11 protein-coding genes are annotated in these 13,311 nt (G+C 58.2%); 3 read left to right on the top strand and 8 right to left on the bottom strand.

The genetic code is table 11. The features are described from left to right. Window positions 1-29 precede the first annotated feature (29 nt). From sohB to AU182_RS08790, 4 genes are read right to left on the bottom strand one after another with little or no spacing between them, the layout of a single operon-like run. Window positions 30-1,235 (bottom strand): protease SohB, encoded by a 1,206-nt coding sequence (gene sohB / locus AU182_RS08805; protein ID WP_066963816.1) that lies wholly within the window; start codon window positions 1,233-1,235, stop codon window positions 30-32. Between the two features lie 52 nt (window positions 1,236-1,287). Then, the gene (locus tag AU182_RS08800; RefSeq protein WP_066963810.1) at window positions 1,288-1,938 is read right to left on the bottom strand and encodes a cation/multidrug efflux pump; all 651 of its coding nucleotides are present in this window, start codon (window positions 1,936-1,938) and stop codon (window positions 1,288-1,290) included. 57 nt (window positions 1,939-1,995) lie between these two features. Beyond that, complete coding sequence (gene nudC / locus AU182_RS08795) at window positions 1,996-2,817, bottom strand: NAD(+) diphosphatase (RefSeq protein WP_066963805.1); 822 nt, start codon at window positions 2,815-2,817, stop codon at window positions 1,996-1,998. Window positions 2,818-2,870: 53 nt separating this feature from the next. Further along, window positions 2,871-4,568 carry a hypothetical protein gene (locus tag AU182_RS08790; protein ID WP_066963802.1) on the bottom strand — a complete coding sequence of 566 codons (1,698 nt, stop codon included), beginning with the start codon at window positions 4,566-4,568 and terminating at the stop codon, window positions 2,871-2,873. 312 nt (window positions 4,569-4,880) lie between these two features. Between AU182_RS08790 and nhaB the strand changes: the two genes are divergently transcribed. Then, the gene (gene nhaB / locus AU182_RS08785) at window positions 4,881-6,413 is read left to right on the top strand and encodes a sodium/proton antiporter NhaB (protein WP_066963799.1); all 1,533 of its coding nucleotides are present in this window, start codon (window positions 4,881-4,883) and stop codon (window positions 6,411-6,413) included. A gap of 98 nt (window positions 6,414-6,511) precedes the next feature. Here nhaB and dnaQ read toward each other — a convergent pair whose 3' ends face one another. Genes dnaQ through AU182_RS08770 form a run of 3 tightly spaced genes read right to left on the bottom strand, consistent with a single transcriptional unit; the run spans window position 6,512 to window position 8,551 of the window. Beyond that, complete coding sequence (gene dnaQ / locus AU182_RS08780; protein WP_066967783.1) at window positions 6,512-7,237, bottom strand: DNA polymerase III subunit epsilon; 726 nt, start codon at window positions 7,235-7,237, stop codon at window positions 6,512-6,514. Between the two features lie 4 nt (window positions 7,238-7,241). Continuing rightward, a complete protein-coding gene (rnhA, locus tag AU182_RS08775; RefSeq protein ID WP_066963796.1) occupies window positions 7,242-7,679 on the bottom strand; it encodes a ribonuclease HI in 438 nt (145 codons plus the stop codon). Window positions 7,680-7,735: 56 nt separating this feature from the next. Next, entirely contained in the window at window positions 7,736-8,551 is an 816-nt protein-coding gene (locus tag AU182_RS08770; RefSeq protein WP_066967780.1) for a class I SAM-dependent methyltransferase, read from the bottom strand. Window positions 8,552-8,701: 150 nt separating this feature from the next. Between AU182_RS08770 and gloB the strand changes: the two genes are divergently transcribed. Both gloB and AU182_RS08760 read left to right on the top strand, forming a co-directional pair. Next, window positions 8,702-9,460 carry a hydroxyacylglutathione hydrolase gene (gene gloB, locus AU182_RS08765; RefSeq protein WP_066963793.1) on the top strand — a complete coding sequence of 253 codons (759 nt, stop codon included), beginning with the start codon at window positions 8,702-8,704 and terminating at the stop codon, window positions 9,458-9,460. A 214-nt stretch (window positions 9,461-9,674) separates the two neighbouring features. Next, window positions 9,675-11,246 (top strand): LysM peptidoglycan-binding domain-containing protein, encoded by a 1,572-nt coding sequence (locus AU182_RS08760; protein WP_066963790.1) that lies wholly within the window; start codon window positions 9,675-9,677, stop codon window positions 11,244-11,246. A 133-nt stretch (window positions 11,247-11,379) separates the two neighbouring features. Here the strand turns inward: AU182_RS08760 and AU182_RS08755 are convergent, their stop codons facing one another. After that, window positions 11,380-13,272, bottom strand: coding sequence for a SurA N-terminal domain-containing protein (locus AU182_RS08755; protein WP_066963788.1), 1,893 nt, complete (start codon window positions 13,270-13,272; stop codon window positions 11,380-11,382). Window positions 13,273-13,311: the final 39 nt, after the last annotated feature.

Genomic DNA, 13,311 nt, shown 5'->3' with positions numbered 1-13,311 from the left:
TTCTGGTGAACAAACCGTGCGAGGCTATCTCACTGTGCCTGATGGCGCCACGCTGCAAGACGGGAAAGCACTCGCGCGAGCGCGCTCTCGATCCCCGCCTGTGTCGCGAAGCCAATTTTCTTGGCGATATTCTGCCGCTCTTTGTATTCCACCTGATACAGGTCGGCATTCTGCGCCCGCGAAGTCAGGTATTCATCCGACGTTTTCAACTCGTCGACCAGCGCAAGATCCAGCGCCCGCTGTCCGAACCAAACCTCGCCGGTGGCCACTTTTGCGATATCCAGCTGCGGACGATATTCGGAAACAAAATGCTGGAAGAGCGTATGAATTTCTTCCAGGTCGCTCTGAAACTTCTCTTTCCCTTCCGCGGTGTTTTCCCCAAACATGGTCACTGTACGCTTGTACTCACCCGCGGTAAAAAGCTCGAAGTCCACGTCATTACGTTGTAACAGGCGGTGGAAGTTTGGCAACTGCGCAACCACGCCAATGGACCCGAGCATGGCAAAGGGAGCAGCCAGTATGCGGTCGGCAACACAAGCCATCATGTAACCGCCACTGGCAGCCACCTTATCGACGGCAATGGTCAGTTTCACTCCCGCACTGCGCACCCTGGCCAGCTGGCTCGCCGCCAGGCCGTAGTTGGCCACCATGCCCCCGGGGCTCTCCAGAACGACCACGACTTCGTCGTCTTTCTGGGCGACCTGCAGTATTGCGGTAATTTCTTCCCGCAGATTGGAAAGCGCACTGGCCTTGATATCGCCATCAAAATGCACAACGAACAGGCGCTTGCGGTGTTCACTGCCCTCAGCATTTTGCGGTTTGGCTTCGCCGACAACCGAGGGCTGCCCCGCTGCTTCGGCATCCGCCTCGGCCTGCTCTGCGGGCTGGGCTTCCTGCGCCTCCGCCGAGACGGAGTCCTTGTTCTTTTTACGGGCTTTGGCCTGCGCCTTGAGTTCGGCTTTATGCTGCTTGGCACGGGCTTTGGCTTCGGCCTTGCGATCCTTTTCCTGCTGCTTTTTACGCTCCGCGTAGTCAGCGTCATCCATGACCGCTTCCAGGAGGGTTTCTTTCATGTCCTGATAGCGGTCATTCAGGTGCGTCACGGCAATATGCCCCGGTTGCCGGTCTTTCATATGCGACCGGTTTGCCACCACGATTCCGATCACCACCAGCAGCGCAACAACAACGGTCACTACTTTTGCCAGAAACAATCCATATTCACTGAGAAATTCCACTCAACCCCCAAATTCCGGTTTTCTGATTTGGCACGCAGGCGAAGCCTGCTGCCTATTGCCATTCGTTCAGTGCAGTGCGCGCCTGTTGGTTCAGCGGTCGCGCCAGCAGGCCGGTGTGACTGATACGCACTTCGTACACGGCACCATCCTGCATCGGTAGAAAGGTAGCGCTACCGTACACGGCGTCCACCACCGGCACACGGTTATCCATGTCACGCAACAGGCTCCAGACATCCACACCATTTCCACTTTCGTCCAGGGCGTGTACCGAGCGTTCCTTGGTGCGTTCATCCTGAAGCGTGAGATAACGGCCGCTGAGTCGATCGAGGCGATAGGCCGGCTCAATGCCCCACCGCGCCAGCACGCCTTTCCATTTCAGCATTCTCGCATCCAGTTGCCACTGGTCGCCGTACAACTCAAACTCCTGAGAGATACCGTCTTCATCGGCAAATTTCACCATAAAGTGCTGATTGCCCATGCGCTCGAAACTCACCGTGCCGACGCTGTGCTCTTCTTCCAGATTGCGGTAACTGTATACGTCCAGCGCCACCAGAACGATCAACAGCGCCCCCGCCAGCAACAGCAGGCCCACGGCTCCCCGCAGAAACCCGAACAGCCAATTCCCCTTCAGCAAAACCTTACCACCCCAAAACACCAGCAGCAGGGCGATGAAGGCAATCAGAAACGTAATCGCGATATACATTGTCTTTGCCTCGTAATTTGGCGAGATTGTTTGGCGGGGTTACACCTCACCCAGCATTCAGTCCATTTCAATAAATGTGCGAATCAATTGCCCGGAAAGCGTCTCTACCGGAGGGATGTCTTCCGGCACCTGCGAGCGGTTATACCACCGGGCTTCTGAGATTTCCTCTTTGTCGGGAACCAGCGTACCGCCGGTTGCCTCGACCAGATAACCGATCATCAACTGCCCAGGGAAAGGCCATGACTGGCTACCCACATAGCGCGCCGCCCCGGTTTCAAGGCCCACCTCTTCGTAGACCTCCCGGGCCAGGGCCTGCTCGGCGTTTTCCCCCGGTTCGATAAAGCCGGCCAGCGCGGTGTGCAGGGCCTTGCGGTGGCGGGCGTGGCGGGCCAGCAGGCATTGATCCCCGCGGGTTACGAGCATAATGACACAGGGTGATATACGGGGATATACCGCCAAAGAGCAGTGCTCGCAAACCCGTGCGCGATCGCGCGAATGGTAAATGGTCTGGACACCACAACGGCCACAATACTGGTGGTCAAGATCCCAGTTCACCACCTGTGTCGCGCGCCCCACCAGAAAGAAAAGCGACTCGTCCACGGCACCCAGCAGGCTCCTTAGCCCTCGCCATTCACAACCAGGGATATCGACCTTCATGGGCAAGTGATGCACACCACAGGCACCGCCGCGCCACTCACCGAGGTAGTGACTATCGCTGATGCCCTGCTCCGAAAATTGGTGGGCCGCTGGAATCTGAACAGGAAGCACACGGTGCAGTGGCCCCTGATGAGAGCACAGTACTTCGCCGCCGGAAACTACGATGTGCCAGTGAAATTCCGGGTGTGGTAACACGCACCCGGCAGAATTGAAGTCTGTCATAGCAGGTTCGAATTCGTCCGATATCGAGCCCTAGACTGAATCATCGAGCGATATCAAGCAACCTCCACCGGATAACCGAGGGCCTCGAGGCTCTCTACCGCCAGATCCAGGGATTGCTTGTCGGCCTGACGGTGGAGCTTCACTTCGCCCAGGTAGTATTCCAGGCTGATGATGGCATCCGCAAAAATTTCCAGGGACTGCTCTACCGCGGGAGCCACGTTCTTCTGATCGATCACCGCATCGACGAAATGGGTGAGACGCTCAACCACGGCCGCCGCGCGCGCGAGGCCCACCACCACCAGGCCACCGCGCACACTGTTCAATGTGGTGGACACATTGCGAATGTGTCCGTGATCGAACCCCGAATCGGCATAAGAGCCCAGCGCACGCTTGATCAGTGACAGGCCCGCTTCGGCTTCTTTCAGCACCGCGAGTTCTGCCTCGGCCAGCTGGCTGCGCTCCGGGGCGATGTCCGCCTGACCGGTCTCGTCCAGCTCGATGCTACCGCTCTGGCGCAGTGCACGAATGGTGCTGTCGACGGCCAGAATCTGATTGGTCAACTGCTGCAGTGCGTTATCGGCAGCGCGGCCGCCAGTGTGTGCGCACGTCCGGTAAGCGGACAGGGAGCCCGCCAGGTTTTCGCCGATGCGACGGAAGTTGAGCAGCACCAGCGTATTGGCGATTCGCCGCAGGGTCTCTACCAACCCACCCTCCTCATCGAGATCGGCAGAACCCAGGGTTTCGGCGTCGTCCAGCATTCGCCGCACACCAGACAGCTCCTCATCCAGCGCATTGGCGACAGCGGCAATCGCCGTGGCACCCGGCCCGCCGAGGCTTGCGCGGTCGCGCTCCAGCTCCGGCTCACGATAGGGCAAAGGTTTGATACCAAAGACCTGCAACAGCCTCTCACCCTGCTCCGAAGGACCCGCAAGCGCCAGCCAATAAAGGCACTCCTTGATCAACACAGGCGGTGCAGGCTGATCCAGGGCGGCGTCACCCTCGCGACAGATATTGCGCAGGCGACGATCCAGCATACTGAAGACCATCACACGCTGCCGGTTCACCAGCATTTCCCGGGACGCCATGGCGCTGAGTGCGGAGCCCGCAACCGACCAGAGTTTGCCATTGGGGCGGCCGGCACAGACGCTGGCAATACGCTGCAGGGCGCGGGCCATCATGGTGTAGGCCGGCCCAGAGGGCTTGCCCTTCAGCAACGCCAGTAATCCCACCTGATACATGTGCCGGAAACGACGCACAAAGGTCTTCAGGTCTTCCGACATCACTGCCGAGGACACAGCCCCCGGCACATTCGCATCCAGGCGGCAGCGCAGGAACTGGCTCTCTGGCACCGGCGCCTGGGCGCGGGAGAGACGCAGGTTATTGATATAGGGAACCAGCAGTTCCGGGCGTGGAGTGGCCCGGTTCTGGACAAAATCGAGGTAACGGGTCAGCACATAGAATGCCGTACCTACACCCTCAAGGAGTTCCTCTGGCGACTGCTGGCGGTCCTGCAGCAGATCCCCCATGGCGACCAGCATTTCCTGGGCCAAAAGCTCCGCGGCTTTCAGCTGAATCATCTGCAGCACACCGGTAACCTGACGCAGGCCCTGGATGCTCTTTTCCAGGGCGGCTTTGTTCGCGTGGTCGGCGGCAAACTGGTCCAGGTGAGCGGCAGCCCCTTCAATACTGGCTACCAGCTCGTCTTTTACCAGGCTGACGGAGGTCAGGTTGATTTCGCGCAATTCACTCATTGCCTACACCACTGCAATTTTCTTTCTATTTATTTAGACCCAGCCCACCCGTATACCACCGGGTGGCTTCCCTTCCCGCCGCAACGAACGCGCAGCGGGATACTGTCAGGCAGAAGGGCAATTTATACCAAACCGCACGATAGTCTACCTTTCACCCCCGATTTTCTACCGAACAATCGACAAAATAGGATGGCAAACCGGGCAACCGGCAAAACCAATTGAATTTTCCGGCAGAAATGGGTAGCTTCCCGCGCGCCCCGGGCCAACGGCACCGAGGCCCGCCCTACGGAGAACCAAGGAAGCATCACCGGCATGAACGCGCTCGACCACACCCATTTCATCCCAGGCGGCAGTATCGGCCGCGCTTTCCGTGCAAACTTTCTCGGTGAGGCTCCCAACTGGTACAAGTTGACCATTGCTGCTTTTTTGATCATCAACCCGATCATACTGTACACGACCTCCCCGTTTGTCACCGGCTGGGTCCTGATTGGGGAGTTTATTTTTACGCTTGCCATGGCACTGAAGTGCTACCCACTGCAACCAGGTGGCCTGCTGGCCATCGAAGCCGTGCTGCTGAAGATGACCAGTAGCGAATCCGTATTTCACGAAGTCACTGAAAATATTCAGGTCATTTTGTTGCTGATGTTCATGGTCGCGGGCATCTATTTTATGAAAAGCCTGCTGCTCTATGTGTTTACCAAGCTGCTGATCAATGTCCGCTCCAAAACCACACTATCACTACTCTTTTGCGGTGTATCGGCCATCCTCTCGGCATTTCTCGACGCGCTGACGGTCACGGCGGTCCTGATCGCAGTGGCCATCGGCTTTTATGCGGTGTACCACAAAGTGGCCTCCAACCGGCAGGCGCATCCGGAGCACGACCACTCCAGCGATGACGCCGTTGTCGAATACCACCGCTCCGACCTGGACCAGTTCCGCGCGTTTCTCCGCAGCCTCATTATGCACGGCGCCGTGGGCACAGCATTGGGCGGCGTGTGTACCCTGGTGGGTGAACCGCAAAATCTGCTGATCGCTGAAAAAGCCGGCTGGGACTTCCTGGAATTTTTCATCAACATGGCACCCGTGACGGTACCCGCCCTTGCTGCCGGGCTCATCACCTGCTTTTTTCTCGAAAAGACCGCCATCGCCGGCTACGGCGCCAAGCTGCCAGACGCGGTACGCGAGGTACTTGCGAATTTCGCCAGGGACCAGGAGCAAAAACGCAGCAAGCGCGATGTAGTAGAACTCTGGGTACAGGGCGTGGTGGCCGTCATTCTGGTGTTATCCCTCGCCTTTCACGTGGCGGAAGTGGGGATTATCGGCCTGATGATCATTGTGCTGCTGACGGCATTCAACGGGGTCATCCAGGAGGCCCGCATCGGCCACGCGTTTGAGGAGGCCCTCCCGTTCACCGCACTGCTGGTGGTGTTTTTCGCCATCGTTGCGGTGATCCACGAACAACACCTGTTCGAACCCATTACGCACTTCGTGCTGAGCCTTGAGCCCGAACAACAGCCCGGCATGCTGTTTTTGGCCAACGGCGTTCTCTCCATGATCAGTGACAATGTGTTCGTCGCCACCGTTTACATCAATGAAGTCAAAACCGCGCTGACGGCCGGGGAGATTACCCGCGAACATTTCGACAAGCTGGCCATCGCCATCAATACCGGCACCAACCTGCCGAGTGTGGCCACGCCGAATGGCCAGGCGGCCTTCCTTTTCCTGCTCACCTCGGCGCTGGCGCCATTGATCCGCCTCTCCTATGGCCGCATGGTCATCATGGCCCTGCCCTACACCCTGGTGCTGACGGTCGTCGCCCTCTTTTGTGTGGTTTACGCCCTGTAGGAAGATACCCACTCCGCTGATTCACGATCCGTCCCACACAACCAAAAATGGGGCCCGAAGGCCCCATTGTGGTTTAGCATCTGGCAGCCGCGCCACAGCTACCAGTAATGTTTGCCGGCGGCCTTTTCCAGCAGACCGATAAACTCCGCGTGCGCCTGCTCCTCCTCGGCGCTGGCACGCAGCACCGCGAGCGGTGCACGGTCGGCACTCAGACGGCGGATTGACCCAGCTTCGCTCTGCTCGGCCTCTGCCCCTTCGCGCTCGTCGCCACCGTTGCCGGACCCCGCCAATGCGAGATCCGTCTGGCCACCGGTCATCAACAGGTAGACGTCAGCCAGGATCTCCGCATCCAGGAGTGCGCCGTGCAAGTCCCGCTGGGAGTTGTCGACGAAATAGCGCTTGCACAGCGCATCCAGGTTGTTTTTCTGCCCCGGATGTTTTTCCCGAGCCATGGTAAGCGTGTCGAGCACCCCGCAGTGGACGGCAACGGACTGCCAACGAGGGCTGCCGAGACGCTTGAGCTCGGCATCAATAAAGCCCACATCGAACGGCGCGTTGTGTATCACCAGCTCTGCGCCGTCGCAAAAGGTCATGAAGTCATCGGCAATCTGGGAGAACACGGGCTTGTCAGCCAGAAACTCGTTGGTGATGCCGTGCACCTCGATCGCTCCGTCATCTACTTCGCGCTCGGGATTAATATATTGATGGTAGTGCCGGCCGGTCAGCTTACGATTGATCAGCTCCACACAACCGATCTCGATAATACGGTGACCGGATTTTGGATCCAGACCCGTGGTTTCCGTGTCGAGAACTATCTGACGCATGGTATCACCCCCCAAGCTCATCGATGCCGCGGTTTGCCAACGCATCCGCCCGCTCATTCCCGGGATTACCGGAATGGCCTTTTACCCAATGCCACTGCACGTCGTGATGGGCAATGGCCTCATCCAGAGCCTGCCACAGATCAGCATTTTTAACCGGTTTCTTGTTTGCGGTTTTCCAGCCGTTTCGCTTCCAGTTGTGAATCCAGCCGGTAATGCCCTGGCGCACATATTGCGAGTCCGTATGGAGGTCCACCTGGCAGCGCTGATTGAGCGCGTCGAGCGCCTGGATCGCAGCCATCAGCTCCATACGATTATTCGTCGTCAAGGATTCGCCACCACAGAGTTCTTTTTCTGCATCGCCACTCTTCAGCAATGCCCCCCAGCCTCCCGGGCCTGGATTACCCCGGCAGGCGCCGTCGGTATAAATGGTAACTTGTTTCAACACAGACTCTTGTCATTCGAACAGGATTCACCGGGCCCAAAGGGCGGACCCGCAGTTTACGGCTTCTTGTGGCGGATGATGTGGCGGTGCTTGGCAGCGACCCGCGGACTGCTGGGAACCGCGCTCAATGCGGGTTTCTTTTCGCCGTGCCAATTGAGCTTGATCGTGCGCATCCGGGCCACTTCTTTGCGCGCGACTATGATGTAAAACCCCCCACAGGGCAAGTGCCAGCGGTTGCCCATACGCTCCATCCAGGCGGTCTTTGCCAGCAGGTCGGCATGCTGGAGCGGCAAGCGGAAGAACCCCCGCTCCGCGGGCGCCGCATGCAGGTCCAACAGGTGCATCCAGTCCGCGATTCGCGCGGCGCGCAGCTGGTTCCCCAGCTGATACGCACTGGCAGAGCGGAATACGCGCGACAATCCCAGCAGGGAAAAAGGATTAAAGCCGATCACGACCATGTGCCCGCCCGGAATCAATACCCGCGCTGCCTCCCTCAATACCTGGTGGGGGCGCGGAGAAAAATCGAGCAGGTGGTGGAGCACCGCCACATCAATAGACTCGGACGGCAGAGGTAACTGCTCAAAGTCCACCACTGCGCCACCGCCGCCATCGACGCAGGGGCTCAGGCGAAACCGATGGTTGATCCGGCTACAGGCCGCGAAGTCCACCTTGCGCGCCACACTCGCCTGCATCAGGTGATACCCGAACAGCCCCTCCACTAGGGGCTGGGCGAGCGCGAGCTGCTGGGTCAGGATCTCCCGACCCAGCGAGCTCTCAAACCAGTCTCCCAAGCTGACACAGGATTGCGCCAGTGAGACAACCTGATCCGTACCGCGATCGAACAGGGGTTTGCGACCCGTTTCTCTGCTCATCTGCAGCTCCTGATCCTCGATAAGGTAAACTGGCATTGCCTGTGCCAGCATGTCAATACAGCCACCACAACCGTGATGGGACCCGGCCTGTGTTAAGGTTGCCCAAACAATAACAGGTTCCAGACTACGTTAGGTTAGCGGGGAGCACCGATGATCACAATCCGCCCGATTCCGGCATTTAACGACAACTATATCTGGCATTTGCATCAAGATCGCGAACATTGGGTGGTAGACCCCGGAGATGCCGCCCCGGTGATACGCTCATTGGATGGGCAGAAGTTGCAGGGTATCCTGCTCACCCACCACCACCTCGACCACACCGGTGGGGTGCAGGCACTCAAGGAAAAATATGACTGCGAGGTCTTCGGCCCCGCGTCGATCCAGGGCGTCACCCGCCCCCTCCAGGACGGCGACCGCTTTTCCCTGTTCGGATATGACTGCGAGGTACTTGCTGTCCCCGGGCACACCCTCGATCATATCGCCGTAGTGCTCAATGAAGACGGCACTACCCACCTGTTTTGTGGCGACACACTGTTCGCGGCCGGCTGCGGACGCCTGTTTGAGGGCACCCCGCAACAGATGCACCACTCACTGTCTCGCCTGGCGGCCCTTCCCGAGGCAACCAAAGTTTACTGTGCACACGAGTACACACTCGCCAACCTTGCATTTGCCGCCGCCGCGGAGCCCGAAAACCCGGATATCCAGGAACGCACGGCCGCGGCACGCGCTGCCCGCGCACAAAATCGTCCAACCCTCCCCTCCACCATCGGAACCGAGTTGCGGACCAACCCCTTCCTGCGCACCGGGTTTCCTGAAATTCGTGCAAAGGCTGCCGCGCATGCAGGCGACACCCTAAAAACTCCTGTAGAAATATTCGCCAGTTTACGCCGCTGGAAGGACACTTTTTGACCAATTTGCATTGACCGGAACCAACCTCCATCTTTAGAATCAGACAATTACAAATCAAAGCTCATACGTTTTACTCGATTACGGTGACGACAGGCCCCTCGAGCCAGTGCCTCGCCGCAACAGTGACAAAGTAGTAGTCAGCACAGTGGGTGAGCGGAACCTGCGTAGCCAGATAACAAGAGCCAACAGATAACGACAGACTGCGGATACCAGAATGGTTTATAAGAAATTTGCTGTTGCGATACTCGCAGCAGCCGTGGGGGCCTGCGCGCAAATAGAGCGTGCGCCACAGTCCGCAACCAGCTCAGAGGTTGCGCCCGGAATCGACGCCAATGCCGATAGCTTCGAAGCCATCAGCCAGAACATCATGGATGCCGCTGAGCCCGCGCTTCCCCCGAACGACATCTGGCAGCGACTGCGACAAGGGTTTTCCCTCGACCGGGAGCTCGATCGCGCCAAAGTAAAGGACTACGTCAACTACTTCTCGTCCAATCAGGGCTACATGGCGCGCGTAACCGAGCGTTCCCGACGCTACATCTTCCACGTGGCGGAGCAGCTTGAGCAGTCCAATGTCCCCATGGAATTTGCCCTGCTGCCGATCGTGGAAAGTGCCTACGATCCGTTCGCGTATTCCCACGCCCAGGCTTCTGGAATGTGGCAATTCATCCCCGCTACTGGGCGGTCTTTCGGCCTGCACCAGAACTGGTGGTACGACGGTCGCCGCGACGTAGTCGAGTCCACCCGCGCAGCCAGTGAGTACTTCAACTACCTGTCCGCCAAATTTGACGGGGACTGGCTACTGGTGCTGGCCGCCTACAATGCCGGGGAAGGAACCGTGCGCCGCGCCATGGAGCGCAACCGCCGCAAGGGCAAGGGCACCAGTTTTTGGGACCTGAAGCTGCCCCGCGAAACCCAGCGCTATGTACCCCAGCTTCTTGCCCTGGCAGAGGTGGTTGCACGCTCCGATCACTACCGCGTGCCACTGCATGATGTGGGCAACACCCCCTACTACACCGCAGTGAATGTGGGCAGCCAGATTGATCTCGCCCAGGCCGCAGAACTGGCGGACGTAGAGATTGAAGAACTTTACCTGCTTAACCCCGGCTATAACCGGTGGGCCACCGACCCCAACGGCAGCCATCGCCTGCTGATACCACAGGATAAAAGCGCACGCTTTATCGCCGAGCTGGAAAAGCTGCCTCCCGAGCAACGAGTCAGCTGGCAGCGCTATCAGGTAGCCCGAGGCGATTCGCTCTCCGTGATTGCCCGCCGCTACGAAACCACGGTATCCGCGATCCAGCAAACCAATAAGCTGCGCGGCAGCCGTATACGTGCCGGCCAGACGCTACTGATCCCCAGTGCTTCCGGACCGAGCGCTCAATACGCCTACTCCATCGACCAGCGTGTACAACGCAAGCAGTCTTCCGGAAACGGTGACAAATCCAGCTATACCGTTCGCCCCGGCGATACTCTCTGGGGCATCGCTCGCTCGCTAAACGTGAAAGTGCGGCAGCTTGCCAGCTGGAACAGCATGGCTCCGGGAGACACTCTCCGCCCCGGTCAGAAGCTGGTGGCTTACACCAAGGCCAAAACCAGCAACGACACCAGCCGCACAACCCGAAAGGTCTCTTACCGGGTGCGCAATGGTGATTCGCTCTACCGTATTGCCAGAAAGTTCAGTATCGACATCAGCGACATTGTCCGTTGGAACAAAATCAGCAAGAACAGCTACCTCCAGCCTGGACAGCGACTCACTCTGTTTGTGGATAGCGCATCGAACGGCTAAGCGCAGCAGGCTACTCGCGAACGTAGCGACTCCAGCGTCTCTCGAAAGTCATAAACGAAAGGCATAAACGAAAGGCATAAAAAAACCGGCGAAAACGCCGGTTTTTTTATTTCTGTTACCCTAGAGGGAACGATCAGTCTGCCACCGAAGACAGCTCGATATCCGCCTTACTCGACAGGTAGCGCTGCACGGCGGCCAGCTCAGCGGCGCCTTGCATGGAAGCCAACTGCTCCATCAGCGCCTCACGCTGCTCCTTGCTCTGACGAGAAAGGTCGCCGGCACGTACATCCCGGAGCTGCACCACGACCACATCGCCGGTATTGAGAACGAATTGCTGCAGGTTTTTCGCGCCGGGCTTGGGGGCATCCATACCAAAGACATGGTTCACCACCTCTCCACGCACACCAAACCCACCCCGACGGGTTTTATCACTGGTTTCCAGAGTGAGGCCCTCTGCACTGGCGAGGTCTTGCAGCGGCTCGCCGGATTGCGCCTGCTCCTTGAGCGAAGCCGCCTTGCTCGCCAGCTGCTCACTGGCCTTGACGCGCTTCAAGCGCTCTACGATCTGCTCCTTGACTTCCTCCAGCGGCTTCACACCCGCCGGCTTGTGGTCCACCACCTTCAAAACCACAGAGTGGTTTTCAGACAGATCAAGCACGTCCGAGGTATTGCCATCTTCCTTCACTTCCGGAGAAAACGCAGCCTCGATCACTTTGCCCTCGGCAGTGATGCCAGCACCGCCCTGACGGGAAAACAGTGGCGACTTCTGCACGCGGACGCCCAGCTCTTCTGCAGGGCCAGCCAGTGATTCTGCGTTATAGGCGAGATCACCCAGGCGACTGATTGCCCCGACAAACTCACGTTCTGCCTCGGCATTGCGCAAGCGGGCAGCGATCGCGGCCTTGCGCTCTTCAAAGCTCGGAGGCTCAGCATCCGCTACTTCAATCAGCTTGATAAAGTGCGTACCCGCTTCCGTTTTCACCGCACCGGACACTTCACCAACTTCGAGGTTGGCCAATGCATCTTCGAACGCTTCCGGGAACACATCACCACTGGTGAAGCCAACATCGCCACCCTCATCGCGGGATACAAAGTCATCGGAGTATTCTTTGGCAAGCGCGGCAAAATCAGCACCACCGGAAAGCTTCTCCTGAACCTGGCCCACTTTTTCCTGGGCTGCTTCGTCATCACCCTCAATCAGGATATGAGCAGCATGGCGCCGGATATTTGCCTGGAAGTTTTTCACTTCCTGCTCGTATTGCGCACGCAGATCCTCTTCAGCGACATCGATATTCGCCGCAAACTGCTCGGGCGTCAGTTCGATATATTCAATGGCAACCTGCTCCGGACGCTGGAAGTCCTGCTGGTTTTCATCGTAATAGGTCTGAACCTCAGCATCAGAAAGCTGAATATCACCCAGCAGCGGAGCCGCCGAAAGCGTCAGATAGTCAAAGTCACGCTCTTCCATCGACACAGACACGACTTCCTCTGCCTCTGCACGGGTGGCAAAAGCACTATCCGCCACGCTGCCAATGTACTGCTGCATGACCATTTCCTGCTCCAGCAGCTGGCGGAATCCAGCCGGGCTGTATCCCATGCGGCGCAGGCCATTAAGGTACATCTGCTGATCGAACTGCCCATTGACCTGGAACCCCGGCATTTGCACGATTTCCCGGTCTACAGAAGTCGGGCTCATGACCATGCCCCGGTCCATCGCGGCTTGCCGCATCACCGAACTGTTCACCAGCTGCTGCAATACAGGGCCACGAAGCTGCTCATCCGTCAGCAGATCTGCCGGCACGTTTTCACCATACTGGCTTTCAATCATACTGCGGCGATTTTGAATCGCTCGCTGCAGATCTAGATTCGAAATTTTTTCGCCGTTGACGTCGGCTACCTGGTCGGCAGAACCGCCACTGGCACCGGTGAAGAAATCAATTCCACCGATCACCATGATAAATCCAAAGAACGCAGCGACGATAATCGCAGCTGTTCCTTTCAGGTTGTCGCGCATGGACTGAAGCATATTCAGCTCCGAAATTTAACTCTATCAATACAAATCTGG

Source organism: Microbulbifer sp. Q7 (assembly GCF_001639145.1).
Classification (GTDB): Bacteria; Pseudomonadota; Gammaproteobacteria; order Pseudomonadales; family Cellvibrionaceae; genus Microbulbifer.
This window is presented reverse-complemented; position numbering and strand designations above follow the sequence as displayed.

Coding starts and splice junctions, on each gene's coding strand:
- dnaQ (WP_066967783.1), bottom strand. CDS start 7,237: ATGCGTCAGATAGTTCTCGACACGGAAACCACGGGTCTGGATCCAAAA.
- AU182_RS08760 (WP_066963790.1), top strand. CDS start 9,675: ATGGTTTATAAGAAATTTGCTGTTGCGATACTCGCAGCAGCCGTGGGG.
- AU182_RS08770 (WP_066967780.1), bottom strand. CDS start 8,551: ATGAGCAGAGAAACGGGTCGCAAACCCCTGTTCGATCGCGGTACGGAT.
- AU182_RS08800 (WP_066963810.1), bottom strand. CDS start 1,938: ATGTATATCGCGATTACGTTTCTGATTGCCTTCATCGCCCTGCTGCTG.
- nudC (WP_066963805.1), bottom strand. CDS start 2,817: ATGACAGACTTCAATTCTGCCGGGTGCGTGTTACCACACCCGGAATTT.
- AU182_RS08755 (WP_066963788.1), bottom strand. CDS start 13,272: ATGCTTCAGTCCATGCGCGACAACCTGAAAGGAACAGCTGCGATTATC.
- gloB (WP_066963793.1), top strand. CDS start 8,702: ATGATCACAATCCGCCCGATTCCGGCATTTAACGACAACTATATCTGG.
- AU182_RS08790 (WP_066963802.1), bottom strand. CDS start 4,568: ATGAGTGAATTGCGCGAAATCAACCTGACCTCCGTCAGCCTGGTAAAA.
- nhaB (WP_066963799.1), top strand. CDS start 4,881: ATGAACGCGCTCGACCACACCCATTTCATCCCAGGCGGCAGTATCGGC.